The organism is Microcoleus sp. FACHB-831, assembly GCF_014695585.1.
Classification (GTDB): domain Bacteria; phylum Cyanobacteriota; class Cyanobacteriia; order Cyanobacteriales; family FACHB-T130; genus FACHB-831.
Window position 1 is genome coordinate 1 of record NZ_JACJON010000060.1, and the last position, 25,815, is coordinate 25,815.

The window sequence follows — 25,815 nt, forward strand, 5'->3', positions numbered from 1 at the left end:
GTTGCTGTGGAAGAAATTCTTGCCCAACTTAGCCAAACAGTAATTGCTTCGGTGACGGGATGGGATTTTATTCTGGAAGCTTTATCTGTATCAGGAATTTAGTGAAATGGTATTAATTTACCTGATTTTGGGCTTAACCGAGAAGTATTGACCTAACCCCACCATCCCGGGAATCACCATCCAGCAGACCACCATAGCGCCAGCAGCAACGCCAGCAAGCCATGAAGCGGCATTTCCTAAATTCATAAAGTCACTCTCCTTTGGGTTTGGATTTCTCCAGCGCAGTTGACCACGCTGGTTTGACGAATCTGAGGTAACGAGTATCGTCAGAGCGCACTCGTACCCCAAACTTGGGGGCTATTTCTGACTTGACCGGGGATTTAATCTCACCCTGCGTGTATCGATGCGCCAAGTCTTGTAGCCAAGCTTGTGTTTCTTGCGTGTAGACAGATACCCACCAAGTAGCATCTGGGTCGGTGGGACTTTCGACAATAAATCTGGTATTTTTTATTTCTGAAAGGTCTGGAACAATAGAAACCACCGGGTCGGCGAATTCTAGTTGCACAATGGCTGCTCTATAACCTCGGTTGATAATTTGTCGCGCTCGCTCAATTAGTGCGTCTGTATCGTTAGCTTTGAGTTTGCTAACTTCGTTGCGTTTAATGCTTTTCCTAATTACGAGAGCGATCGCCATTTGTGACCGCAACGCTTCCGATATCGATGTCTCTCCCACCGCTAGGGATTGTCCGCACAGCAAAATTTTCATCCCATAGCCCGCACCCATCTTCAGCAGCCTGCGGATTCCTGCAATAAATTCCCCATCCTTACCGCCCAGTTCATCAGCGGTGACATCCAGTTCATCGACAATCAACAAGCGAGGTTGAAAGTCTTCTGTAACTCGCTTTCCTGCTGTAGCCGCATCTTTGCAAACTTGGCGACGGCGTTCTAATTCCTCAACTTCAGCAGCAACAGCGGCACTGATTTCTGCAAAGTCAGAGCGAATATAAGTAGGGGGAATACCTAACCAGTCGCTCAATTCTCCTGTATTGGTGGGCTTTCCATAGTTGATGTCGCAGATGGTGATAATTCCATCTGGGTTCGACTCAAAGAAGACAATTAAAAGCTTGCAGACTAAGTAGGACTTGCCAGCGCGTGTCTCTCCAACTACCCAGTTATGGGGTGCGGCGAGGAAGCGTTTGAACCAAGTCTTTTCAGCTTTAAGTTGTGCAATTGCATCTTTGATAGGAACAGGTGCTGTCCGCAAGTAGACTAGGCGTGCTGTCTTTTTGCCACTAAGCAACGCCCAACTTAAAGCTGTACCGATACCATCGCTCAATAGTTGATTAGTGTGGGCAGTAATAACCTGAATCGTTTCTGGAATGTCATCAGGTAAGGTTTCAATGTTGAGTAAGGTTTCATCCCCTACTTTCACTACCGCTAGACTCCCAGCACCAATCAAACACAAAGTCATGCCACCGAGATAAAACCAACGATGTTGTGTAGGTATCTGCCAGCGTTCAACGGCATACCCAGCACCGCCTTGTTGCAGCAGCACTGGCTTAAACCCGGCTACGAGTTCCGTACTCTGCATAGAAGCGAGCCATAGAGCAGCAGCACCCAGCAGCACGCCAGCACCCGTTACGCCGATATGCCTGGGTTTAAGGGTTGGTAGGAAGCGTTTCACCTTCCCCCTCCTTCGGCTGTTGTTGCTGATTGCGTAGTATCTGTTCGTACTCAGCGCTTCTCACCAATTCGCTCATGGAGGAGAGTTCAATTAGATTTTTGGTCAGAACAGCAGGAGCAATTCGGCTGCGAAGAGGTGCTGCATTGGGGTCAGAATAAACGGCTTGTAGTGCGTCCAAGACAGCTTTGGCATCCCCAACTAAGGCTCTCGCGTCGGCAATTTGGGCAGGGGTTCCTGTCCATTCCCCACCACTACCGACTACGCGACGCAGGGTGGCAATTTGTCGATTTAGTTCTCTAAGTAAGCTGATTTCTACTGGAGTCCCATTTTTCTTGACTTGGGCATAAGCTTTATCTAATAAGTAGTCGCGACGGCTGTTGTCGATGGCTTGTTGTTGTTTGGAAACCTCAGTTAGCGATTTGTCTAATGCATCGTTACGAGCAGCGATCGCTGAATCAATTTGAATGGGTAATGGTTCGGTCGGACTGAGTGCGGGTGTAGGACTGGCGCTAGCGTTAGGGTCTGGTGCGTTCTGAAGGACTAATCCTTTCCCTGTAGGGCGGATTCATCCATAAACTTGTCCCAATCCCCAACAGGGTCACAGCAGCAATTAGCACGGATAACCGATAGCGATTAACAATTTTGGGGGAAACCGCTTTTTGGTCGGGTTTCTTTAACCACTGTTCGGGTAGGTTTTCATACTCTGGTATAGGGTCCCACATCTGCCCGTTCCATTCGCATATCTGTCCCCCTATCCGAGCAATATCTCCTGTTGAGGGGGTGGGAGAGGCGTTGCTGCTTGTGTCTTTTGGCGATTCGGTGGGGTTGCTTTCAACTACCATTTTTTTGATGTGGCGAATTGCTGCGGCTGGTAGTTGCTTATAGAACCCATTTGAGATCTCAGGAATTGGCTGCTAGCCGCTTAAGCATTAGCCTAACAAAGCAGAGGTTAATCTTAGTTGTTGCATGAGATAGAGTTCGCTCAAAGTTCTTGACTAGACTTTTACAACGCTCCATCCCGCGCATTGGAGCGTTCTATCACCCATCGAGCCACCACTGGCACAAATCCAGATTTGCCTTGCGCTGCCTTCTGTTGTTTCGAGGGCTTTGTCGAAAACTCAAACCTGATTTTCGTCATGATCTGAGGATAAACCTTCTGCAATGCTTCAATCAAATAGTCAATGTGATAGCCGCGATCTAGCAGGATGGTAATTTTGGGAATATTGACGGGTTTTGATTGGAAATAATCAATGTTGAGCGTCAGCATCTCAAGCAATCCCGCATCATCTGAAACATTGGCTTTTGTGCAGTGAGTGAAGAAGGGAAACCCAAGCGTATCAACGGCTAGATGCCTTTTAATCCCATTGGTTGCTTTGTAGAAACAAAACCCCTTCGAGTCCACGCTCGTATTGCAAGTATTTTTCACAGCTTGGGAGTCAATGATGATTAACGTTGTCCACTTGGGCTTTTTTTACCTGCTCACGCACTTGTTCATGAACCTATCCCACTAATACCAAATTATGGTAATCTAATTTTGAGTGGAGTGGGGTGTATTAGTTGATGGCGGGACGTTTTGAGGGATTAAGTGACCTTGAATGGAAGTTATTTGAGGATATATTTCCTTATGAGGTATCCAAGCGTGGTAAGGGAATGCCTCATGCACCATATCGTCATGTATTAAATAGTCTATTGTACATTCTGATTACTGGATGTCGATGGTGTGATATACCACGTGGACAAATCTGGGCATCAAAAAGCTCGTTGCACCGATGGTTAAAGCAATGGCGTACTGATGGGACATTTGAACATTTACAAGCGCGTATATTAGCGATCGCAGACGAAAAAGGACTCATAAACTGGCAGTTTGGAGCGGTTGATGGGTCTTTTTCCCCCTGGGAAAGGCGGGGGTGAAGAAGTTGCTTATGGTGGCAAAGGAAAGGGTATTTTAATACACACGCTTACAGAGGGGAATGGAATGCCTCTTTCTAATTCTACGACTCCAGCCAATGGTAACGAGAGATAGCAGGTACTACCTCTGTTAGATAAGGTAAAACTAAAAACTTTAAAGCGCGGTAGACCACGCAAACGGCTCAAGGTACTGGCTGCTGATAAAGGTTACGACTCCAAACAACAACGTGCCAATTTACGTAAACGGGGCATTCGACCTCAAATACCAAAACGAGCTTGGAAAACAAAGAAAAACAGAGGCAGACCCATCAAAATTTCTGCTCCAAGATTTCAGCAAGAGCGTTGTTTTGCTTGGTATCAAAGGAAATATCGTCGTTTGGTTGTCCGCTGGGAACGACGTAAAGTATATTTTGATGCATTTCTTGACCTTGCTACTATACATATTTGGATTCTTTGAATCCTATTAGTGGGATAGGTTCTTGGCTGCGATTCATGCGACGGCTATGTTTATTGCCGTCAGTGTAGGTTTTTTCAATAAAATCTATCCAATACTTGACGCTAGGCTGCCACTGCCTTTTCCCCCGATGCTTACCAGCATCTGAACGCCCAGCTTTTGCTATGGCTGCTAATCCTTCTTTCTGAGCTTTGGACAACATTCGGGTGATAGTTCGAGGATGCTTCCCTAACTTTTGCGCCCACTGTTTGACACGTTCTTGTTTGCTGCCTTCAGCAGCATTGCGGATATCCTCTATCGCTTCCATTTTCAGGAGGATTTCTCTTTGAGTCTGGGCGTCCTCAATCTGCTCAATCCAAATAAAATGACCTGGCTGAGTAGCAGCCATTAACTCAGTATTTGGGGTTGGCACATTATGTTCAACTGGCATTCGTCTAACTTTTACCATAAAAGGCATTTAATTATTTAAGCCTATTCGGGTGATTCTTTCAATAAAAGGCATATATCTATTTAAAAACCCCTGAAGAATAAAAAGCTGTGCCAAGCCGCTTATCTCCTTATCTATAAGGCTTTTAGCTTCTGACACAGGGAGGCACTAATTCTTTAAAACTGACAAATAATTCTTTAATGGACAGTTGGCCGTGGAAAGTGAAAAGCGCAAAGCGTCTGACGGAAAGCATCTTCAAGAGCAGATGCTTATATAGCGTTTCTCAAATAAATGAGGTACAGTAGCAGGAGTGAGTAAACCAATTACAAATGTCTTTAAGGGAGACTTGACTAATAGCATGACTAATCGCTAAATCTAGAGCTTGATAAGTTCTTGGGCCTAAAGAACGAAGCGTGTTTTTGACTTTCGACCAAAAGTTTTCAATCGGGTTAAAGTCTGGAGAATAAGGAGGTAGATAAATTAATTTGGCTCCAACTTCTTGCAGAGCTTGTTCAAGTTGTTTACCTTTGTGAATAGTGCTATTATCCCAAACAACAGTTGCTCCATTCCAGAGATTAGGAACAAGTTTTTGTCTGACAAACGCTTCAAAAGTTAAGCCGTCGGTTGCTCCTAAAATATTGATGGATGCTACAATGCCTTTGAGTGAAATCGCTGCAATCATCGAGACATTTTTACCTCGTTTTTGGGGGCGAGTCCCATAATCTCTTTGACCTCGCAGCGCCCGAGCATATAATCTGACAAAAGCTAAGTTCACTCCAGCTTCATCCAAAAAAATCAGGTCTTCTACGGGAACATCCCGGATTTTTGACCAGAAATCTTGTCTAAGCTTTTGCACTCTTTCAGTATCTTTTTCACTGGGGTGTAGAGTTTTTTTTTACTGTTAGTTTAAGTCTTTGACTCATTCGCCCCATGGTGGCACGACTAATACTAATACCCGTTTTTTCCTCCAGCATCAAACACAGTTCCTGGAGAGTCGCATCATTGTTTTCTTCGATTAAGTCTGCCAGCACCTGCAAATTGTCTGGAGTTAATTTGAGCTTCACTCCCCCATTGAAAGGTTTTGGTGATAGTTCTCTTGTCTGACGATATTGCTTAAGTAACTTGACGATAAAACTGAGAGCTACACCGAAGTGTCGAGCTAATTGACGTTGAGAAATTTTCTCCCTTTCATGAACCTCAACGATCTTTTTCCGTAAATCAATTGAATATGCTCTCATCCTAAATTCTTTTACTCAATGTTGGTTATTGTATCTCACTTATGTGAGAAACGCTATACTTGGGCACGAAAAGTGGATATTGACATTAAGGAGGGGCCTCTTGAAGACTATGGGTGGGGTATAGTGATGGACAAAAATTACTCTTCACAGTTGTGAGAGTGTTTCGTCCTATAGCTCTAGCCACTTCAGTTAGGACACTGCTTGCTGGAGAACGAATTCAATCGCATACCGTAAATTGTCACAATTATGTAACTGGTTGCGAATTCGATGTTTCAACCAAGCCCACCAGTGTTCAATCCGATTCAGATTGGCGAATAGGGAGGCAAGTAAAGTACCTGACATCCGGCGGATTGAATTAATTGGGCAATCTGACCACCATTCCGGAAAAGTAGCATTGTCCAGAATTACCCAATCACCCGGATGGAGAACAGGAATTAAGCAGTTGACTAGCCAAGTCTCAAAGACAGTGCGGTTACAAGAGCCTTCAACGGTAAAAGGCGCAATCAATTGACTATCCCGGTAGCCAGCAATCATGTTGATTCGACCTTGGCGACGACCAGATTTGAGCGCGTAAAATCGTTCCCCAGCTTTTGAGTACCCGTAGCTATAATCATCTCGCTCATCCATGCCGGACTCATCAACATATACCAAATGAGGTGCTTTTGGATCTTCTACTTGCCTTAAAAAGGCTGCTCGTTTGGCTTCATCTCGTTGGCAGTAGCCATAAGTTTTTTTTTACGAGTGAACCCTATCTTCTGCAAGGCTCGTGACATCGTGCGCTGGCTGATCTGTCCCTCCCATAGTTGTGCCATTTGAGCTTGGGTTTTATCTCCATGCTCTTTCACAAATGCTCTAAATTTTTCCCAATCGGTAATTTTTCCCCGGTTTTGACACCCTTGTTTCGGCTTTGCCTTGATATCTCCTGTTTCGGCTTTACGTTAACACCACAAGTTAATCGTGTTGCTACTGATATTAAATAGTTGACTTGCCTCACCTTTTGCCGAAACTCCTTACTATAGGGTTTCGCCATCACTATTACGCCGTAACGAACACCATCAATTTATAACTTATGTCTTGGCGTTGCACAGAAGATGAATGATTTATCAAAATGCAGGCACTTGTCGATGCTTGAGGTAGTAAATCAACAAACGAATTGACGCTTTGAGCATCTCAATGGACTTGGAATAGCAAAACGTCTTGCGATGCAAGCGTGCCTGCGTAGTGCCGCAAGCGACTGTTTTCTCCCTCAAACCGAGTCATGGCAGTCTTGCTCACCAAATGGTCGCTATCGTCAATCAAACACGGATAAACTGGATAGCCATCAGTAATGTACAAGAAGCAACACCAGCCTCTGATTGTCAACCAGAGCAGTCGAAAGGTGGCAAGAGAGTGATCGCCGACCACCCACTTAAGAATTCCTGGGATTTTGGAATTTACGACAATCCAAACCCAGAGTTTGACTTTTTTGAGCCAACAAACGTCTGTAATTCATCGACTTGAGACGTTTCGGGAATTTCGTAATCCTCATCCGGCAACACTTGATTGGCTTGTTTCACCCAGTTGATCACGGTATTGTGGTTGACCCCTGTCACCCGCTCAATTGCCCGGAAGCCCATGCCATTAAGATAGAGTTTCAGGCAGTGTTCTTTGACCACCCAGGGGTAGCCAAGTTGATTGTTGAGTTTCCCGAAATTGACGACCGCACTGGCGACACAGATAACTTTGGATTCCATTGCGGCGTCCGTTTTTGACCGTTTGGTTTGATTGACAGTAAGAACATGGCATCATACCTCTATTGTGCAACCCCTATGTCTTACAGCAATTTGTGAACAAACCCGCTACATAGAAAGCTATCTAATCGGCTCAAAAAACAGACCACAATGATGAAACCAATTGAGAGAATTTTCATGCCTTTATAGCATTAATAGCCATAGTGATTGCAACATCTAGAGCATCGGATGTGCGAGAAGAAGCAGAACGAAGAATTTCTTTTAACTTTGACCAACATAACTCAATGGGCGATAAATCAGGAGAGTATGGAGGCAAAAACTTAGTTTTAGCTCCAACAGATTCTATGATGGCTTTTGCCGGATTAGCATAATGTACAGGTAAATTATCCATAACTACAATTGCTCCCATCCACAACTGAGGTAGTAATATTTGCGGACATGAAAACTAAAAAACTAGCCGTATTCAAACTACCCGCCCAAGTCATAGTGGCAATTAAGCCCTCATCACTCATAGCTCCAATTACAGTGATATTTTTGCCTTTATTACCCGGTCGTTCATCATAGACTCTTCCGCCATCAACACAGATGCCATAATGTCTTGTCAGTGCCTTCTTTATACCTGTTTCATCGATGAATATAAGGTTTTTGATATCTATAGTATCTACGCCAAGCCGAAATTCATAGCGCAATTCTTTGACTCGTTCTGTACCTTGCTCAGTTGCGACTAAAGTTTTTTTTGCGCTTTAATTTTAAGCGGTTAAGAGTCCGGGACAAGCTTGATATACTTACTTCTATTCCTTTCTGTTCTTTGATTGCTTCTTGAATTTCTCGCAAATATATATCACTTTGCTCTGTCACCATTATCTTTAATAATTCTTGCTCTTTTTCTTTCAGCTTTGAGCGCCGATATCCTCCTTGAGGTCTAGCAGTTATCTCCCCCGTCTCTCGATACCGACGCAAGAAGTCACGGATGAATGATAAACTAACTTTAAATCGTTTTGCTAAGTCTCTCTGCGTGCCTTCTTTGTTTTGCCACGCACTTAATATCTTCTTTCGTAAGTCGATTGAATATGCTGCCATTTCTTAATAATTTTCTTTTTTTCCATCTTTCAAGTTTAGGATATTTGTGGCTGGTTTGATCTCAAATTGCTGTAGTATCCAATTGATATTCCCAAAATTAGTTTGGTAACATAGAAAGTAACCCTTTTCTTTGTTTGCCATGACGCTGAAAGAATTAGAGCCTCAACTGCTGGCACTCTCTAACGACGAAAAAGCTCAAGTTGTTCAACTCCTATCCCAAGGTAAAATCACTCTAGGGCGTGGTATTAAAAAAACGCCTGGCGTTTGCGGTGGAAGTGCTTGTATTGCGGGAACTCGCATCACCGTTTGGGGACTTGTAGAAGCGCGTCGTATTGGCTATAGCGAAGCTGACTTACTGACAAGTTATTCATCACTATCTGCTACTGATATTGCCAACGCATGGGCATATGCTGAAGCTTTTCCCGACGAAATTGAAACAGAAATTCGGGAAAACGATGAAGTGATGCATGAGGATTTGTAGCTCATGGCGCGTCTCTATGCCGATGAGCAATACCCATATCCTGTTGTAGAATTCCTGCGAGCTTTGGGACATGATGTTTTAACTGTTCAAGAAGCAGGCAGAGCAAATCAGGGAATTCCCGATCCAGAGGTATTAAGTTTCGCAACTAGCCAGAACCGTGCTGTCATTACCCAAAATCGTAAAGATTTCATTCGGTTGCACCGCATACAGCCAGGTCATGCTGGCATTATCGCCTGTACAAACGATCGCGATTGGGAAGCTTTGGCTAACCGAATCCACACGGCAATTACCGCAGAAGAATCTTTACAAGGGAAACTGATTCGCGTTGTGCGTCCTGCTGTGTCACCCTAGAGTCAGGCAAGTTACAAATAGGCGATCGCTGTTTCTTTTAATGGAGCGATCGCTATCTGTATAAGCATCGCACTGGAATAGGTAAAATGGATAAGGTTGTGATTAGAAAAAAATGTTGGGTTTCCTTGCATCAACCCAACCTACAAGATCGGCGAATGCCTACGGCACGCTTCGCGAACGCACTACGCCAATACCAAGATGCTTTCTAGTTCGCTATTGCAAAATTGAATTATAGTGTCAAAATTATCTCTCAATATCTGAACAATCTTGGACGTTGGACTGTTCCCAATGCGAAGGTAGATAAATTTGGGCGGATGACCGTAGAGCAAACTGCGTTGATGAAAATCAGAATCCTTGGAAATAATCACGAAATCATTCGCCTTTGCATATTCCCAAATCACTAAATCATCAGTATTTGTAAGTGCCAAGGTTTTGACATGAGCGGAATCGGGATACAAATCGATAATCTTATGAATAATCCGGTCTGATAGGTTTTCATCCAGTAGCAGTTTCACAAGGATGCCACAAATAATTTTTTCTCACGATCGGCTGCAAAGGCAAGACAAGCTTTGATGTCTTCCGAAGTGAGTTCCGAAAAATCTTCTAGAACTTCTGCCTCTGTCATACCACCTGCCAGATACTCTAGGATATCGTACACAGTGATTCGCATTCCCCGAATACACGGCTTGCCGCTGCGTTTTCCAGGTTCAATCGTGATGCTCTCATGGTAGTCCATAGGTTTTTGAAAATAATTGCTTAAATCTATAATAGGTAATATTTGCCTTGAACTACACTATCATCGTCAAGATAATTTAACATAGACAATCGAGCAATAAAAAAGGCGATCGCTCTTTATGATTGATGGTGCGATCGCTATCTGTGCAAACATCGCTCTCTTTGGTAATTGTAAGAGGTGCGATGCTGTTTCTTTTGATGGGGCGATCGTTATCCGTCCAATCATCACATTAAAATGATGAAAAAGGAGAAGATTGTGAGTGGAAAAAAATGGTTTTTATTGTGTTAACCCAAACTAAAAGGAAGGGCGATCGCACCTGGGGCAAAGACCAAACGGTGCGATGCGTAGCATTATCGCTCTTTTTTTTGGTTGTGCTACGCGAGTGCGTGCCGTAGGCAATCGCTTATGAACTCGTTCTTGCACAACCATCAGAATCAAATTAAACTTAGTTTATGGACTTAGTTTATCAACCAGCATGGAAACTGTAAATATCCATCAAGCTAAAACGGATCTCTCACGACTATTGTCCCGTGTGAAACTTGGAGAAGAAATCATTATTTCAAACCGAGGCATCCCAATTGCGAAGTTGGTTCCGTTTCGTACCTCATCCAATCGACGAGCTAGTTTAGGGCAAGATCGAGGGAGATTTATCGTGCCAGAGGACTTTAACGAGCCTTTGCCAAAAGAGATTTTGGCAGCATTCGAGGGCGATGAAAAGTGAAACTGTTGCTCGATACCCAGTACTGGTTGTGGTGGTTTGCCCAACCAGAGCGATTGAGTGAGGAGAAGATCGCACACATTGCCGATGAAAGCAACGAATTGTGGTTCTCTGTTGCTAGTATCTGGGAAATGGGCATCAAAGTGGCGATTGGAAAGTTGCCGCTGCCAGAACCGATAGATAGCTACATTTCGACGCGCATAGTGCAGTTAGATATGCGCTCTCTAGAAATTACAGCAGGTCATGCCTTGCGAGCTGCTGCGTTACCATTACATCATCGAGATCCTTTCGATCGAATGCTGATTGCCCAAGCTCAAATGGAGGGCATGACGCTTGTGAGTGCCGATCCAATCTTCAAGCAATACAGCGATATTTCCCTTCTTTAGGCAGCTAATTCGTGAAATTTAATTCCCCAGGTTACATGGTGCTACGCGAGTGCGTGCCGTAGGCATATCGCATAGACGTTCGCTCAAGAAAAAGGCGATCGCTCTTTCTTTTGGTGAGGCGATCGCTACCGCCAACGATCTCAATGCTATTCCCTGATAAGGGGCGCTCGCTATTTGTTTTGATAGAGCGATCGCTAAGAGTGCAATCATCGCATTGTCATGGTGGAAATGGATAAGATTGTAAGTATAAAAAGAGGTTAGGTTTCCTTGCGTCAACCCAACCTAACAGCGATTTTTAATTCAGTTCATAAGAACAACCATAAGGCTACCTGAAGTTACCATCATCATATACTCTGCACTTTCCTTGTTCAATTTTTCCCATATCAACAATGCCTCCCAGGTCAATTGTTTTACCTCTAGTATGGTTAACGTGAATCGAAAATTTGACGGGTGAGTCAATAATTGATATTAGTGGGGAAAAGAGTACACCTGTGTCGTAGAATCTTTTATCACCCCATTTGTTATTATACATTTCCCCCCTCAAATTTCGCCAGTTCTCACCACTAGGCAAACCAAATTGTTGTCCTGCTATATTTACACCTATACTGTATCTGGTGTAAATTTTAAACTCGACCCTTGAAACTCTTGAATCTCTACTACCCGCTTCGGCAATAACTCTGTACCTCAAACCATTATGCATATTACAGAATTCAGCAAATTTTATCTCACCATAGATTCCATCTCGTTCTTGATAGTTGCGAGAAGCTGCCCCAGGAAGCTCTGCAAAAAGTAAAACCATTGATGCTAAAACAAGGCTTTTAGAAAATTTCGTCAACCTATTGGTCCGATCAATTACTTTTGCCATATTGAAAAGCATTAGATATTTTTCCCTAAATCGACGCTTTATACTTCTGCCATCATTGCTTAGAAAACAAAGCTCTGTCTAGTCAAAAAATGTTCAATTTTGCAGACAAGTTAACCCCGGATTTCACTCTCTGGAAGCTAGCTTTGTAGTAAAATGTACTAAAATGTCCTAAAAAGCTGGAAAGTGTGAGTTATAATGCACAAAATGTTCACATCTCGCAGCTCGGATGAATCTTAAAGAAGTGTTAAAGATCGCTGATGAGATAGTATTTTCCAAAACGGGTCAGCACCTTGATGATTTACAAGAAGCGGTACTGAGAGGAACTCTACAACGTGAGACATATAAGCAAATAGCTAAGGATTTTGGCTGTTCTGAAAGTCGTGTTAGAGATGTGGGAGCAAAATTATGGCAGATACTTTCAGAAGAGTTAGGGGAAGATGTTAGTAAATCAAATTTTCGGGCAGCAATAGAAAGGTTGCAATTTTCCTTATTTTCAAATGTTGTACAAGATCATGTTCGAGTTGGTAAAATTAACTTTTGTGGAGAAAGTAGACACTCGCCAGATCTACCAAACTTACATAATGAGGAAACATCTAACTCAAAGCAAACTAAAACATCGCATCAAGATTTAAGCGAAATGCCAGAGTTGGGTGCTTTCTACGATTCGCCTAGCGGCGATAGCTACGCTTCACGCACTCGCGAACTGGAAACCCTCAAAACCTGGATTTTAGAACAACGCTGTCGCCTAATTTCGCTTACGGGTATCAGCGGTATCGGCAAAACAACATTAGCAGTGCAACTCGTACAACAAATAAAAGATGAGTTTGATTATGTAATTTGGTGCAGTCTAGACGCATCCTACACCATAGACGAATTTCAACATAAACTAATACAGTTTTTCTCGCAGTCGGAAAAGCAAGATTCACCTGCAACTAAGCAAAAACCCTTACCGCTAATTAAATATTTACAAAAGCATCGCTGTTTGGTAGTGTTAGATGACGTTCACAACCTTTTCTGTAGCGGCGAATTGGCAGGAAAGTATAAACCAGGATACGAAGACTACCGCTCTTTATTCAAACAGATAGAAAAACTATCCCATCAAAGTTGCTTTCTGTTAATCGGTTGGGAGCAACCGAGAGAAGTTACTCAAGTTAAAAGCCAAAATACTCCCATTCGTACTTTAAAACTCACTGGTTTAGATATTGCAGCGGGACGAGAAATACTGAGGAATTACGGGTTAGAAGAAATCGAGAGCTACTCAGCACTCATTCACCGCTACCAAGGCAACCCTTTATGGTTGAAAAGCGTGGCGAGTCTGATTCTTGAGTTGGGAGGATGCGTAACTGAGTTATTAACAGATGATATTATATTGTTGCCAGAAGATTTAAAAGATGTTTTACAGCAGCAGTGCGATCGCCTATCTGAAATAGAAAAACAAGTTATGTCTTTATTGGCTAGAGAAAGCGATGCAATCAACCTGGCAAAATTGTTAGAAAATAGTATAATTCCCTCATCAGATTTACCAAACGCGCTGCAATCTTTATCCCGGCGCTGCTTAATAGAACAACAAGCAAATTTTTACACGCTTCTACCAGTAGTGAAGCAGTATATCAAAGGGTTATAGACCAAACAAATAATTCACCAATATAGGCATTTTGGTATAAATTTACTGCTAAACGAATAAATAAATAGTAAAATTGGATACTTGCAAGCTTAAGTGGAATTACGGATAAGCCAAGTCTGCGTTTGTTCTGAAGTGAAATAATGAAAATTATATAACTCACGCCTAATGTGGACAGGAAGCAGTTTATGCCGAAAATCAAAATTATTCGGGCAGCTTTCCGCGAAATCCAACAACTCTCTCCTTTTGCCCTCAATAAGGTGCGCGAAATTATGCGCCGTTTGAGTCAAGCCGACTACAGAAACACCAAATTCTTAGAGGGATATGACGAACTGCTGCGAACGGAACTGGACAGGCTGCGAGTAATTTGGCAATGGGATAAAGAAGGAGATGTCTTAATCGTCAAGGCGGGATGGCGGAAAGATGTTTACAGAGGCGACATTAAAGGACGGCATAGGGGTGAACTGCAAGTTTGGTCAGAAGTTATCGATACCCCGGCGGCGTCATTAGCAGAGATTCCAGCATATCAGTGGAATCACGAAAAAGATGAAGACTGGTATAAATTTGTCTATGGCGGTTATAGGTATTCGCCTATACTGACGACGCACCAGAGAACAGAATTTAATGAACTGTTGGCGATCGCATCAGCAACCTCAGATACCAAAGCTTGGATAGTTCAGAGCGCTCCAGGAACGGGTAAAACGCTATGTGCAACTCTACTGGCGTGTGAAATACACTCCCTTGGTGAGTGTCGCTGGAACACAATGCTCATCGTACCAGAAGCACTCCGTAGAGATATAGCACAATACTCTGAAGTCAAACAAGCACAGAAACAAAAAGGCTTTTGGCTGGGTACATTTCGAGAGTGGCTGTCTTTTGTAGATCCTCAACTGGGTGCTAGCCTTGCCAAACCAGAGCAAGAATTTCTAGCTTTGCAAGAAGCAACCAGGATGGCTCGCCTGAGCGGAAAACGCAGCCCTAAAGCGCAAGATATCACTACAACCGATGTTTTACTTTACCAAGTTTTTGTCTTAGATGAGGCAAATGGCAAGCAACGCAATGCAATTTATAGAGTGAACGTAGAGAAAGGACGCATCGAAGCACTAAAGCAGATTGAACAAAGATTTTGGAAAGAAGCTTTATCTAAACTGGGTAATATCTGCCGCTTAGATGCTGCCAATCATCTTAAATCGAATTTGCCTAAATTTCCAATTAATGCTGATAGAACGCTTTTAATTATTGATGAAGCTCAAGACTTTATGCTATCAGAGCTACAGGCTATTATTGCTGTATTTGAAGCCTGGGCGAAGCAGGGACATCCCACCTATTTATGGGTATTAGGAGACTTAAATCAAAGGATTCAACCAACAGACTTTATTTGGGGACAGTTGCATTTAGGAGAGCCACTTACGCTTCAGCGAAATTACCGTAACTCTCGTCATATTCTAGAATTTGCTAACCAATTTTGGGAGTTCGCCAAGCAAGAAAATTCTAGGCTCAAAGGTAGGGGAAAAGATTTACCCGAACCTGCAAACCCAGAGTATGCTCTTGAAAATGGCGAACCAGTGCTATTGCTAGAATGCGCGTCTATTACAGAAGCGCATGATTTTTTGAAGCAATTAGATCGGGAGTCTGGGCGTACAGAAGATAGGCGTTATTTACTACACGAGTTAGCAAATTCAGTCAAGGTAATCTTTTCATCTTTAAGGGAAGATTACCCTAATTTGGTGCTTCTGAATGCTGCTGGGGCAAAGGGAAGAGAATTTGAAGCCTGTGTGGCTTTTTGTATATTCCAAGGAACTGGTAAACCGTCATTAGAAGACAGTTTTCAATGGTATACAATGTTGACTCGCGCCCGTTCGCGTTTGCTGGTGGTGGCGACGACGGAAGAAATAGAAAGAATTGGTCGAAAATACTTTGCAGGTTGTGAATTTATTGATGCAGATAGAGCTATAAGTTGGATTACGGAAGTTGCTAGCGATGTCGATTTGAATCGGATTACTGATGATGTGGAAAGACGTTTGTTGGAAAGGTGCAGGAGCGGATATCCGTATTGGGATAGTTACTTAGCTTTGCAATTGGCAGGAATTGAAGAAAAGCGCCTTTACGAATGGGAACAAGAGGCAATTTCTCTACTAAGTCAGCATTCTACCAGCCATTTAGAGGGTGAATTGCAAAAAACGCAGAATATTTTCCTGCGGTGTTTATTATTGCGATCGCTGGGTTGTTCTTGGGAAGCAGTTGCAGAAGCTGAACAATTAAAAAAGAGCGATCGCCAGGAGTACGAACGCTTAATAGAAAGGATTGCTAAAGATTTAGAATTGAAAAATCTTCCCTATGAAGGGGGGAGAGTGCGTTTGCTTTTGGCTGATGGAGAGTCATCAATTAATCTTCCTTTCTGGAAAGAAGTTAGTATCGCGTCTAATCAATCCCAACCTCTTGTAACATTGCTCTGCGGAGCATTTACATCTCGGCTTGACAATTTTCTGCAATATTTCAATGGCTAATGGGTAATTGGTTAAAGAAATTGCCCCAACCATGAATAATCTAAAGAGGAGTAATCAAGCTGACGGGATATGACTAAATATACAGATGAGGAAATAGCACGGCAACTCGAAGAACTCTGGAACACGATCGTAAAGGGGACTAATCGCGCTCTTGAGCTTTTAGAGCGATCGCGTGCAGTTGAGGCGGAAGTTTTAGAATATCGCACGATAGTAGAAAATATAGTAGCTGGGGCGGAAACAACCAAATTAGAAATTTCAGAAATTGCTCAACAAGTCGAAGTGAGTGTAGAAACACTTTGGCAATTACAGGTTGCTGTTGCAGAAAAGGTACAAACTGCGGAACAGTTTCGCAATGAAATAATATCCTCTGTAGCAGAAATCGGCGGCATAGAAATTTTGTCAGCACTGAAGGAAGAAATTAGCTCGGCTCGGACTAGATTAATTGAGGCTAAAATGCAACTCGAACAAGCTGAGGAGTTATTGCAGGGATTGGAGATGCGATCGCAGGAAGTTGCTACGCAAATAGAAAGCAATAAAAATACAGTTTTTCAGTTAGCGCAAAAAACAGCGGACAAAGCTAATGAAGTTTTGCAGGTGCGCTCGGATATAGTGCAGTTGCAAGAAGATATTTGGTCGGAAGTCCAACAAAATGAAATACGAATTGAGCAGAGGTATAGTATTTTTGAGGTACAACTACAAGCAAATTTGACCGCCACAGAACAAAGAATCGAAGCTTTTCAACAAGAAGTAGCCAATGCCATAGATAGATTAAATTCTACTTTGACAACCGTTAATAATGAAATGGAGGGTAAAATTGCCGAGGTAAAGACGGAATTAATTAGAAGTCAAATTAATCAAATTGAGACACTGGTTACGCAGGCGCGATCGCAGGAAGAAGGGGCTATTATTCAGCTAAGTAAAAAATTAGAAATTATAGAAAAAAGACAGAAGTATTTTCGTAATTGGTTGTTAGGCGTAACATTTGGTGTAGGTTTAGCGCTGGCAATTGCGATCGCGCTGCTCAGATTGCGCTAAGATTGCTTCACGCGACCCAGACAATCCCGCCAATAATATGTCCGACTCTACATCACTGCGCGATCGCTACTTGCAATTAATCGACGAAATTGTGCAAACTACCCTAAAAGGGCAGATTCGCTCGAAAGAGCAAGTCTATCAAATGCTCTTGCAAGGCGTTAGCCCTGGTACGGGGGAAATCTTTGAACTTTGTCTGGATGAAAGATTTAGCGCCACCCAGCAAGACGCGAGCAACCGAGGGGACGAACTAAAGCAGGCAAAAGCAACCCGCATTCTCAGAGCGATACAAACGATTCGGGGAGAATGGGAACGCGCTGCTCAAGAAAAACGAGTTTCTGGAGCGATCGCGAAGGGTATTCAAACAATTATTACGGCTGAACCCGCCGAGCGTCTCGCAGCTTTATTGCGAACTATCGACCCAAATCAACCCCAACCATTAAATTTACAACAGTTAGCAAAAGACCTCCAGCAACAGGCACAAATAAATAGCGATTCTGATATTAAGCGCGAACTAGAACAACTATCGGAAGGCTTAACAAATGGTGTCGGCGCATGGATTAGACTGCAAGATCATTTAGTTAGCTGGATGTACGAACAAAGCCGGGGGCCACTCGGATTTGCGGGTACGCCAGAACAACGCGGCCCTTGGAGTTTGTGGGCAAAACAGGTAAATAGTCCTGTACCGCAGGCATTATTTAAAGCATTAGCTTTAAATCAGTCTGTAGTTGAAGTAATTGGTCGCCAGCGGGATATTACCATTAGCGCTTGGGTAGAATTAGCTGTAATTTTGCAATACTTACAACGTGGGTTAGTAACTTGGTTTGAAAAACAAGCTTACGATACCCAAGCGGGGCCAAAATTATCTATTTCCACATTTCTTACTTTTGCGGCGATTTGGTCGCAGTTAGCCGATGCATTTAATCAATCTGTAGTCCTTACTTCTAGTTCTAGGGAACGTTTGAAGAATGGTTGTTTTCAAGTAACGCTACAGATTCTGAGAACATTTTCCCAGCAACCATACTTTCCCTTGTACGGCGGTATTTTTGCGTTGTTGAGCGGGGATTATCTGCGGAATGCTCTAAGTTATTTAGATGAACCGTTGCGGCGAGTCGAGGGAACGCAGGAGAAAGCGCGGATTTTGACATTGTTAGGATTTTCGCACAGAGTTGTAGGGCTATATAAGGAGGCGATCGCGTTCCACGAGCAAGCATTGGAAATCGCACGCACCGCCAAAGATGTGCCTTGTGAAATTGCCAATCTTAATCACCTGAGCCGTACTTATGTTGCTCAAAAAAATTATGAATCAGCTATTAGTTACAGTCAACGGGCGTTAATACTTTCTCGCCAAAGTGGGGAACGTTTGGGAGAAGCCAACGCGCTGGCTAATTTGGGATATAGCGAAGTATTCCAGGCGCGGCAATTGGAGCAGGTGGAACCAGAAGTTTATGAGTCAGCTATCAATTATTTAGAACAAGGTTTGCAGTTGTCGGAAAGATTAGGCGACGGTCAAAGTCAATCTCTTTGTTGCAGCAGCCTCGGAATTGCACTTTTAGTAGTTGAAAAACCCCAAGAAGCGATTAAATATCTGGAAGCTGGCGTACAAGCAGCGCAATTTTCCGGCGATTTGTACCTGCAAGGATTAAACTTGGCTAACTTAGCTGAAGCTCACTATAATTTACAAAACAAAAAGCCAGCAATCTTTGCTGGTTGCTTGGGAATGTATTTTTTAGAGCAGATTGCTTCTAATGAGTGGCGTCAACCAGCGGGATTGCTAACAATTTTGCAGGGACAGATGGGAGTAGAATTTCAACTTGCAATGGAGAATACTCGCTCTCAAATCATTCCTATAATTGGCGTGGATGGCTATGACCACATTATGCAATTGTTGGAACAATATCAGCGCTCAATAGAATAATAGGAGGTAGCAGCCCTCCCAGCCTTCGTTCCCAGGCTAGAGCCTGGGAACGAGAAGATCGAGGCAGAGCCTCGATTAACGAACGACCCATTTAATAACGAACCTTAAATATGAATTTACCCGCATCCAGCCGACTGCAATTTACTCCCGATTTAAACATTTGCCGCGTATTAAATGGGATGTGGCAGGTGTCTGGCGCTCACGGACGCATAGATGCAAAATCCGCTATCCAGAGTATGTTTAAATACATGGATGCGGGTTTTACAACTTGGGATCTTGCAGACCATTATGGCCCAGCAGAAGACTTTATTGGCGAGTTCAGAAAACAACTTGTTGCAACGAGAGGTGAAGAGGCTTTATCCAACCTCCAAGCATTCACCAAATGGGTGCCAAGACCGAATAAAATGACTCGTCGGTTGGTTGAGGATAATATTAATATTTCCCTGAAAAGAATGGGAGTGGAAAGCCTCGACTTAATGCAATTCCATTGGTGGGAGTATCAGGATACAAATTACCTGGATGCCCTCAAGTATATGTCGGAACTTCAGGCTGAGGGGAAGATTAAACACCTAGCTTTGACTAACTTTGATACTGAACATTTAAAAATTATTGTTGACAGTGGCATCAAGATAGTATCCAATCAAGTCCAGTTTTCTCTAGTTGACCGCCGTCCGTTAGTAAATATGGCGAAGTTTTGCGAGGAACACGATATTAAACTGTTCGCTTATGGAACGCTGTGCGGCGGTTTGTTGTCAGAAAAGTATTTGGGAAAACCGGAACCACGAGGGGGAGAACTGGCGACGGCTAGCTTGAGAAAATATAAGAATATGGTGGATGCGTGGGGAGGTTGGAGCTTATTTCAAGAGTTGCTAAATGCGCTAAAGCAGATTGCTTCAAAGCATGGGGTGAGTATTTCCAATGTAGCCGTAAGATATATTTTAGATCGACCAGCAGTTGGGGGCGCGATCGCGGGCGCTAGGCTAGGAGTATCCGAGCATATTGAAGACAATGCCAAAGTGTTTAATTTGGTATTAGACGCAGAAGATTATGACCAAATTAATGCTGTAGTGGATAACTCGCGGGATTTGTATCAAATCATCGGTGACTGCGGCGATGAATATCGGCGATAACATTAGCGTGGGCACTGCCGTGCTACTAAAACTAATATGAGTGAAGAACGTAGTGAATTATTAGCAGCAAACGAAGCTTTTTATAGAGCATTTGAGAAAAAGAATATCGAAGCCATGACTGCCGTTTGGTCGCAAGGAACAGGCAGCCTTTGCATTCATCCCGGACGCGATGTGCTGCGCGGGTGGAAAGATATTCGCTCCTCTTGGGAAATGATTTTTAAAAACACAAACTATATTGAAATTGAGACAGATATTATCGCCACCGAGGTTAGGGACAATCTCGCCTATGTTGTTCTGGTAGAGAATGTCTTTCAAGTTATGGGTGGTAGAAGAGTAAAGGGACAATCGATGGCGACGAATATCTTTGAGCGAATGGCTGGGAAGTGGTATTTAGTCAATCATCACGGTAGCCCGGTGATGAGGTAAAAAAGTTATCTTTAGCTAGTGCCGAGGAATATTATGCCCTATCTGCTGATTTGATTCGGGCGACCTTGGAATTTTTTAATTACCTGCGGGCAAGGCTTGCATAATCCAAAATATAAAATCTAAAATCCAAAATGTAATTAGGTGGCGTGGAGAGATTTCCACACCCATTACAGCACAGTCGCCTCTTTTAGCTGTTTGTTAGACTAAATAAGCGCAAGATTTGTCAGTCAACCAGCCGAAAGACGGCAGCAAATGAGGCTCTCCATGCATCCAAGTACCCTTCTCCTCTCGAAAGAACTCCCCACCCTAAAATACACCTCTACAACAGAGCGATTCGATGCAAGCTGGGAAGCACCCCTGGCAACCCTCCTGGGATTAGGACGCGCCGCTGGTGCTGGCTTCATTGAATTCTTCTTGGAACGTGTCAATTATATTAGCTGTCTGGCGGAAGACGACACCATAACCAGCATTTCACCGCGTCTTTCAACAGGCGCTGGTGTAAGAGTATTTTTAGGTAAAGCTGATGCTTATGTCAGCACTAACGATCTTACATTTTCAGGACTGAAATCCGCTTTAGAAAAAGGTCTTTCAATTCTGGGATTGCAACTCCCTGCTGCCAATTCTTATATCCCAGAAATCAACTTAGAGCCGCTGCGAGACTACGCCATCCTCAAAGGCAAAGAAGCGTGGCTTCCTGAATGTAGCTCGATGCGAGAAATGGGAGAAGTTTTGCTAGATGCTAATGGGAATTTGAAGCAAAAAGCAAGCCACGCACAATCGAGACGCGCTGTTTATTTCCGCGATTGGCAAGAAGTTTTAGTAGCATCCAGCGATGGCACTTTTGCCCGCGATATTCGCCTTACTCAGTCTGTTGGATATAACTTGTTGTGTGCTGATGGTGCTAATCGTTCATCCATTGGTAAGCGCGATGGAGATACTAGCAACCCAGAATTTTTGAGAGGATGGGATTATGAATCGTCAGCTGAAGAAGTAGCGATCGCTGCTGGTAAAATGCTCTACGCTGATTATGTAGAATCCGGCACTTACCCCATCATCATGGCGAATCACTTCGGCGGGGTAATATTCCACGAAGCCTGCGGACACCTGCTAGAAACCACTCAAATCGAACGCGATACCACTCCCTTTGCTGATAAAAAAGGCGAAAAAATTGCCCACGAAAATCTAACAGCATGGGATGAAGGACGTTCTACCAGCGCCTTCGGTACAATCGACATGGACGATGAAGGAATGCCCGCCCAAAGAACGCTCTTAATTGAGAAAGGCATCCTCAAAAACTTCATAGCAGATAGAGCGGGTTCCCTGCGAACCGGACACCCCAGAACTGGTAGCGGTCGCCGTCAAAACTATACCTTTGCTGCTGCTTCTAGGATGCGAAATACTTACATTGGAACCGGAGATTATTCCAATGAAGATTTATTCGCATCTGTAGATAAAGGCATTTACTGCAAGAAAATGGGCGGCGGTAGCGTAGGCGCTACAGGTCAATTTAACTTTGCCGTAGACGAAGCTTATCTAATTGAAAATGGCAAACTAACAAAGCCGTTGAAGGGAGCTACGCTCATCGGTGAAGCTAAAGAAATCATGAACAAAATTTCCATGTGTTCGCAAGATTTGGGACTTGCAGCAGGCTTCTGCGGCTCCGTCAGCGGTAGCGTCTATGTGACAGTAGGACAGCCGCATATCAAAGTCGATTCTATTACCGTCGGCGGAAGATAAACAATTTCCATCTCTCGTTCTCAAGCTCCGCCTGGGAACGAGAAAAAATCTAAAATCTAAAATTCAAAATCGCTCATGCCTAATATCAACGAGATTGCCAATTATGCCAAAACGAGTGCTAATCAGCTTGGCATCAAAAAGTTCGACATCTATGGTGCATCTGTAGATGAAACCAGCGTTCAAGTAGATCGAGGCGAACCTAAACAAGTCAAAGCCTCGAATCGTTCTAGCGTAACTGTTCGTGTCTGGAATGAAGACTCTACAATGGGCATCACCAGCACTACAGATGTAGATCCAAAGGGATTAGAATTAGCATTAAAAACTGCTTACGAAGCCAGTTTTTTTGGTGTTAAAGAAAATGTTCCTGATTTTAGTCCGGAAGCTACTGCGCCAATTGAACGCAAATCTGAGGAAAAAACACCGCCTGCGCCTGTTTCAACGCTGATAGAAAGCTTGATAAAAGTTGAGAAAGAATTGCTCGACGCTCATCCAGCGATCGCGGGCGTTCCTTATAACGGTCTATCTCAACGAGATCTAGACAAATTCTACCTCAACAGCGACGGCGCCATGAGAACTGAAGGCGGTTCCTACACCTCAATCTATCTTTACAGCAAAACTGAGGAAGAAGGCAAAAAACCCCGCAGCGCTGGAGCTTTTAGAATTAGCCGCAGTCTCGATGAGCTAGATATTAATGGTTGCTTGAAAGAGACAGCAGAAAAAACAATCAGTCACTTGAACTATGAAAAAGTCAAGTCTGGTAAATATCTAGTTGTGTTTTCAGCAGAAGCGTTCCTGAGCCTACTTGGTGCATTTTCCAACCTGTTCAATGCTCAGAATATTCTGGATAATCAAAGTCTCTCAACCCCTGAGTCTTTAGGCAAGCAAATTGCTTCTCCCCTGCTTTCAGTAGCCGACGATGCGCTGCATTCCAGTAATATTGGGGCAGAAACATTTGATGGCGAAGGAACTCCAACCCGCCGAATTGAGTTAATTACAAATGGCTCTTTAAGCGGATTTATCCACAGTGCGGGAACGGCTAAAAGAATGGGGCAAAACCCGACAGGACACGCGAATATTGGCGCTAAAGTAACTGTCAGTCCGCACTTTTATCATGTGTTTTCAGCAACTCCTGCTGAAAAAGAGTACAGTCTTGATAATGCCGAAAATGTCATTTTAATAGATGACCTCCAGGCTCTCCATGCAGGCGTACAAGCGTTGCAAGGCTCGTTCTCTCTGCCATTTGATGGGTGGATAATTGAGAACGGAAAGAAGACGAGTATCGAATCGGCAACGGTGGCTGGAGACTTTTTAGAAGTCTTAAAGTCGATTGTCTTTGTCGAGAAAGAGCCTGAACTTACTCCTGGTGGTGTGTGTCCCAGAGTATGGGTTGAGGGCTTGTCCATTACTGGAGAGTAATATCTATTTCTCCACGAATAGCCAGGGGTTATCACCCTTGGCTATTTTCTTTTAGAGACGCCGATTTATCGCGTCTGTGTTAGAACTAGCCATTTTTCTAGGTAACTTCCTACCCATTCCACCGATGTCGCTCATCCCTACAACGCGACAAGATTAAAACATCCGGGACAAGACAATTTTGGATTGGGGTGAGATCCCCCCAACCCCCCTTAACAAGGGGGGCTGTAAAAATACAAAATTGCTACGTCCCGCCTAGTTGTAAATTGGTGGACTAATTAAATGTCTTCGTCATCAAATGAGAGTAATAGTACATTACTCGCCCTGTCTAATAATTTAGCCGACGCTGTAGAGCAAGCTGGTTCGGCTGTTGTGGCAATAAATGGGCGATCGCGTTTCTCCTCTAGCGGCATTATCTGGCGACCTGGGGTAATCGTCACCTCTGATAGTATGTTGAGGCACGATGAGGATCTCGCTGTCACGCTTCCCGATAATCGCACCGTTTCCGCGCTACTTGCAGGACGCGACCCCGGTACTGATGTAGCCGTCATCACGTTGCAAGATGTGGATCTACCCGCCGCAAGGATTGGCGATACGTCATCGCTTAAGGTTGGTAATATCGTACTCGCTCTAGGGCGTTCTGCTGAAAGCGGCGTCAGCGCTAGCATGGGTGTTGTCAGCGTTTTGGGTGGTGCGTGGCGCAGTCAGTCCGGCGGTCAAATTGACCAACTCGTGCGCCTGGATTTGACCCTTTACCCCGGTTTCCCTGGTGGCCCCCTAGTGGATACTTATGGCAACGTTGTAGGAATGAATACACCTGGCCCGCGCAACATAGTTTTGACTATTCCTACTTCTACGGTTAACCGCACCGTTGACCAATTGCTCTCAAAGGGACGCATTGCACGGGGATACATTGGCGTAGGGATGCAGCCAGTGATGTTGCCCGATTCTCTCAAAACTAGCCTGAATTTATCTAATAATGGTGCGGTTATTGCGATCGCCATCGAGCAAAATGGCCCTGCGGATCGCGCTGGTTTGCTTATGGGCGACATACTTGTAGCAATGAATCGCATCCCGGTCAGCGATACGAGTGACGTGCTGGGGATGTTAGGCCCAGAAACTATAGGCACGACAATATCAGTGGAGATTATTCGCGGTGGTGCTATTCGTGAAGTAGCGATCGCAGTAGGCGAACGTCCCAGCAGCACAGATGAAGATGAGGATACTGGTAGACGCGGAGGTAGACACAGAGGGAGACGCGGACACAGGCACAGAGGGAGATAAGATGACTTGCAGTGTTTGTTTCCCAGGCGGCAATGAAGGCGCGGAGGCAGCATGATTTCCGTAGCGGTGAGCAGTCCCGACTTAATTGTGCGTGCCGGGTTAGAGAGCATACTGCGATCGCATCCCGATATTGCAGTTATAACCAGTCAAGGTGAAGATTATGCCCCTGACGTGCTGTTGCTACAGCATAGCGCCCAGGACTACGAAAATCTGTCGGATCTGCTCTATAGCGCTCTTGCACCACCCCCAGCGATCGTCATCTTAACTGACAACTTGCACAACGATTTAGCCGAATCTGCGTTGCGTTCTGGAGTACGGGCAGTATTGCCACGCTCTGCCACACCAGACGAAATTCTAGCAACAGTCGAAGCTGCTGCCGCCGGACTAATAGTGCTGCATCCCGATGTCATTGATGTTCTACTGCCTCCCATTACCTCAAGGACGCTGCCTAGTTCCCCAACTCAGGCACTAACTGCACGCGAAATTGAGGTGCTGGGGATGCTTGCCGAAGGGCTGGGCAATAAAACTATAGCGCGGCGCTTGAGCATCTCCGAGCATACCGTCAAGTTCCACGTCAGTTCCATCTTTCAGAAACTAAACGCATCTAGCCGCACCGAGGCGGCTCTGCTAGGCGCGAGGTTGGGTTTAATTTTGCTGTGACAATGGCAAGGCGGCTACCACACCTTAGA

General features: G+C 44.1%; 31 protein-coding genes and 2 pseudogenes. 17 read left to right on the forward strand and 16 right to left on the reverse strand.

The features are described 5' to 3' along the window. Positions 1-117: 117 nt before the first annotated feature. The 5 genes from H6F77_RS28445 to H6F77_RS28730 all read right to left on the reverse strand — a co-directional run bounded on the left by H6F77_RS28445 (position 118) and on the right by H6F77_RS28730 (position 3,110). The gene (locus tag H6F77_RS28445; RefSeq protein ID WP_255515770.1) at positions 118-246 is read right to left on the reverse strand and encodes a hypothetical protein; all 129 of its coding nucleotides are present in this window, start codon (positions 244-246) and stop codon (positions 118-120) included. 4 nt (positions 247-250) lie between these two features. Then, positions 251-1,684 carry a P-loop NTPase family protein gene (locus tag H6F77_RS16380; protein WP_190489623.1) on the reverse strand — a complete coding sequence of 478 codons (1,434 nt, stop codon included), beginning with the start codon at positions 1,682-1,684 and terminating at the stop codon, positions 251-253. Then, positions 1,659-1,862: a hypothetical protein gene (locus H6F77_RS16385; protein WP_190489624.1), complete on the reverse strand. Its 204-nt coding sequence runs from the start codon at positions 1,860-1,862 to the stop codon at positions 1,659-1,661. Before H6F77_RS16385 ends, H6F77_RS16380 begins: the two co-directional genes overlap by 26 nt. Before the next feature lie 337 nt (positions 1,863-2,199). Continuing rightward, positions 2,200-2,526, reverse strand: coding sequence for a hypothetical protein (locus H6F77_RS16390; RefSeq protein ID WP_190489625.1), 327 nt, complete (start codon positions 2,524-2,526; stop codon positions 2,200-2,202). A 161-nt stretch (positions 2,527-2,687) separates the two neighbouring features. Continuing rightward, on the reverse strand, positions 2,688-3,110 hold the full coding sequence (locus tag H6F77_RS28730; protein WP_309228867.1) for a transposase: 423 nt from the start codon (positions 3,108-3,110) through the stop codon (positions 2,688-2,690). 134 nt (positions 3,111-3,244) lie between these two features. On the opposite strand from H6F77_RS28730, the gene H6F77_RS28890 reads away from it, so the two are divergent. The 3 genes from H6F77_RS28890 (at position 3,245) to H6F77_RS28895 (ending at position 4,049) form a co-directional block, all read left to right on the forward strand. After that, positions 3,245-3,595, forward strand: coding sequence for a transposase (locus tag H6F77_RS28890; RefSeq protein ID WP_190489744.1), 351 nt, complete (start codon positions 3,245-3,247; stop codon positions 3,593-3,595). Further along, positions 3,561-3,707 (forward strand): hypothetical protein, encoded by a 147-nt coding sequence (locus H6F77_RS27460; RefSeq protein ID WP_199321372.1) that lies wholly within the window; start codon positions 3,561-3,563, stop codon positions 3,705-3,707. Before H6F77_RS28890 ends, H6F77_RS27460 begins: the two co-directional genes overlap by 35 nt. A 75-nt stretch (positions 3,708-3,782) precedes the next feature. Continuing rightward, on the forward strand, positions 3,783-4,049 hold the full coding sequence (locus tag H6F77_RS28895; protein ID WP_375335947.1) for a transposase: 267 nt from the start codon (positions 3,783-3,785) through the stop codon (positions 4,047-4,049). Here H6F77_RS28895 and H6F77_RS16410 read toward each other — a convergent pair. The 7 genes and pseudogenes from H6F77_RS16410 to H6F77_RS16445 all read right to left on the reverse strand — a co-directional run bounded on the left by H6F77_RS16410 (position 4,027) and on the right by H6F77_RS16445 (position 8,521). Further along, positions 4,027-4,476 carry a hypothetical protein gene (locus H6F77_RS16410; RefSeq protein ID WP_199321373.1) on the reverse strand — a complete coding sequence of 150 codons (450 nt, stop codon included), beginning with the start codon at positions 4,474-4,476 and terminating at the stop codon, positions 4,027-4,029. The genes H6F77_RS28895 and H6F77_RS16410 overlap by 23 nt on opposite strands. Before the next feature lie 280 nt (positions 4,477-4,756). Beyond that, a protein-coding gene (locus H6F77_RS16415) for an IS630 family transposase (protein ID WP_190489626.1) occupies positions 4,757-5,711 on the reverse strand; the annotation gives its coding sequence in 2 pieces (ribosomal slippage) (positions 4,757-5,369 and positions 5,368-5,711; 957 coding nt in all). A 189-nt stretch (positions 5,712-5,900) separates the two neighbouring features. Further along, positions 5,901-6,703, reverse strand: a pseudogene (locus H6F77_RS28900) (IS630 family transposase); the annotation flags it as partial. A gap of 111 nt (positions 6,704-6,814) precedes the next feature. Further along, positions 6,815-7,496 (reverse strand): annotated as a pseudogene (locus tag H6F77_RS16430) (IS1 family transposase). A 120-nt stretch (positions 7,497-7,616) separates the two neighbouring features. After that, positions 7,617-7,850, reverse strand: a complete 234-nt coding sequence (locus tag H6F77_RS28905; protein WP_375335945.1) for a transposase — start codon at positions 7,848-7,850, stop codon at positions 7,617-7,619. Beyond that, entirely contained in the window at positions 7,825-8,130 is a 306-nt protein-coding gene (locus H6F77_RS16440) for a transposase (RefSeq protein ID WP_190489630.1), read from the reverse strand. Before H6F77_RS16440 ends, H6F77_RS28905 begins: the two co-directional genes overlap by 26 nt. Positions 8,131-8,155: 25 nt before the next feature. Further along, entirely contained in the window at positions 8,156-8,521 is a 366-nt protein-coding gene (locus H6F77_RS16445) for a helix-turn-helix domain-containing protein (RefSeq protein WP_190489631.1), read from the reverse strand. 139 nt (positions 8,522-8,660) lie between these two features. Between H6F77_RS16445 and H6F77_RS16450 the strand changes: the two genes are divergently transcribed. Both H6F77_RS16450 and H6F77_RS16455 read left to right on the forward strand, forming a co-directional pair. Further along, positions 8,661-9,002, forward strand: a complete 342-nt coding sequence (locus H6F77_RS16450) for a DUF433 domain-containing protein (protein ID WP_190489632.1) — start codon at positions 8,661-8,663, stop codon at positions 9,000-9,002. A gap of 3 nt (positions 9,003-9,005) precedes the next feature. Next, the gene (locus H6F77_RS16455; RefSeq protein WP_190489633.1) at positions 9,006-9,353 is read left to right on the forward strand and encodes a DUF5615 family PIN-like protein; all 348 of its coding nucleotides are present in this window, start codon (positions 9,006-9,008) and stop codon (positions 9,351-9,353) included. Between the two features lie 182 nt (positions 9,354-9,535). Here H6F77_RS16455 and H6F77_RS16460 read toward each other — a convergent pair whose 3' ends face one another. Both H6F77_RS16460 and H6F77_RS16465 read right to left on the reverse strand, forming a co-directional pair. Beyond that, positions 9,536-9,868 (reverse strand): DUF5615 family PIN-like protein, encoded by a 333-nt coding sequence (locus H6F77_RS16460; protein WP_190489634.1) that lies wholly within the window; start codon positions 9,866-9,868, stop codon positions 9,536-9,538. Continuing rightward, entirely contained in the window at positions 9,865-10,089 is a 225-nt protein-coding gene (locus H6F77_RS16465) for a DUF433 domain-containing protein (protein WP_190489635.1), read from the reverse strand. The genes H6F77_RS16460 and H6F77_RS16465 overlap by 4 nt, the downstream gene beginning before the upstream one ends. 475 nt (positions 10,090-10,564) lie before the next feature. Here H6F77_RS16465 and H6F77_RS16470 point away from each other — a divergent pair, with 475 nt between their 5' ends. Together H6F77_RS16470 and H6F77_RS16475 are read left to right on the forward strand one after the other, a co-directional pair. After that, positions 10,565-10,810, forward strand: a complete 246-nt coding sequence (locus tag H6F77_RS16470; RefSeq protein WP_190489636.1) for a type II toxin-antitoxin system Phd/YefM family antitoxin — start codon at positions 10,565-10,567, stop codon at positions 10,808-10,810. Beyond that, a complete protein-coding gene (locus H6F77_RS16475; RefSeq protein WP_190489637.1) occupies positions 10,807-11,193 on the forward strand; it encodes a type II toxin-antitoxin system VapC family toxin in 387 nt (128 codons plus the stop codon). The genes H6F77_RS16470 and H6F77_RS16475 overlap by 4 nt, the downstream gene beginning before the upstream one ends. Positions 11,194-11,211: 18 nt before the next feature. On the opposite strand, the gene H6F77_RS16480 is transcribed toward H6F77_RS16475, so the two are convergent. Together H6F77_RS16480 and H6F77_RS16485 are read right to left on the reverse strand one after the other, a co-directional pair. Further along, complete coding sequence (locus H6F77_RS16480; protein ID WP_190489638.1) at positions 11,212-11,403, reverse strand: hypothetical protein; 192 nt, start codon at positions 11,401-11,403, stop codon at positions 11,212-11,214. Between the two features lie 115 nt (positions 11,404-11,518). Beyond that, a complete protein-coding gene (locus tag H6F77_RS16485) occupies positions 11,519-12,028 on the reverse strand; it encodes a hypothetical protein (RefSeq protein ID WP_190489639.1) in 510 nt (169 codons plus the stop codon). A 256-nt stretch (positions 12,029-12,284) separates the two neighbouring features. Between H6F77_RS16485 and H6F77_RS16490 the strand changes: the two genes are divergently transcribed. The 10 genes from H6F77_RS16490 (at position 12,285) to H6F77_RS16535 (ending at position 25,786) form a co-directional block, all read left to right on the forward strand. Next, the gene (locus H6F77_RS16490; RefSeq protein ID WP_190489640.1) at positions 12,285-13,682 is read left to right on the forward strand and encodes a helix-turn-helix domain-containing protein; all 1,398 of its coding nucleotides are present in this window, start codon (positions 12,285-12,287) and stop codon (positions 13,680-13,682) included. 185 nt (positions 13,683-13,867) lie between these two features. Continuing rightward, positions 13,868-16,186, forward strand: coding sequence for a helicase domain-containing protein (locus H6F77_RS16495; RefSeq protein WP_190489641.1), 2,319 nt, complete (start codon positions 13,868-13,870; stop codon positions 16,184-16,186). 69 nt (positions 16,187-16,255) lie between these two features. Continuing rightward, the gene (locus H6F77_RS16500) at positions 16,256-17,221 is read left to right on the forward strand and encodes a coiled-coil domain-containing protein (RefSeq protein ID WP_190489642.1); all 966 of its coding nucleotides are present in this window, start codon (positions 16,256-16,258) and stop codon (positions 17,219-17,221) included. Positions 17,222-17,258: 37 nt separating this feature from the next. After that, positions 17,259-19,136: a tetratricopeptide repeat protein gene (locus H6F77_RS16505; protein WP_190489643.1), complete on the forward strand. Its 1,878-nt coding sequence runs from the start codon at positions 17,259-17,261 to the stop codon at positions 19,134-19,136. A gap of 110 nt (positions 19,137-19,246) precedes the next feature. Continuing rightward, on the forward strand, positions 19,247-20,266 hold the full coding sequence (locus tag H6F77_RS16510) for an aldo/keto reductase (protein WP_190489644.1): 1,020 nt from the start codon (positions 19,247-19,249) through the stop codon (positions 20,264-20,266). A gap of 36 nt (positions 20,267-20,302) precedes the next feature. Beyond that, positions 20,303-20,692, forward strand: a complete 390-nt coding sequence (locus H6F77_RS16515; RefSeq protein WP_190489645.1) for a nuclear transport factor 2 family protein — start codon at positions 20,303-20,305, stop codon at positions 20,690-20,692. A gap of 264 nt (positions 20,693-20,956) precedes the next feature. After that, positions 20,957-22,429: a TldD/PmbA family protein gene (locus H6F77_RS16520; RefSeq protein ID WP_190489646.1), complete on the forward strand. Its 1,473-nt coding sequence runs from the start codon at positions 20,957-20,959 to the stop codon at positions 22,427-22,429. Between the two features lie 75 nt (positions 22,430-22,504). Continuing rightward, on the forward strand, positions 22,505-23,845 hold the full coding sequence (locus tag H6F77_RS16525) for a TldD/PmbA family protein (protein ID WP_190489647.1): 1,341 nt from the start codon (positions 22,505-22,507) through the stop codon (positions 23,843-23,845). A 279-nt stretch (positions 23,846-24,124) separates the two neighbouring features. After that, positions 24,125-25,126 (forward strand): S1C family serine protease, encoded by a 1,002-nt coding sequence (locus H6F77_RS16530; protein ID WP_190489648.1) that lies wholly within the window; start codon positions 24,125-24,127, stop codon positions 25,124-25,126. 51 nt (positions 25,127-25,177) lie between these two features. Beyond that, positions 25,178-25,786 carry a response regulator transcription factor gene (locus tag H6F77_RS16535; protein WP_190489649.1) on the forward strand — a complete coding sequence of 203 codons (609 nt, stop codon included), beginning with the start codon at positions 25,178-25,180 and terminating at the stop codon, positions 25,784-25,786. Positions 25,787-25,815: the final 29 nt, after the last annotated feature.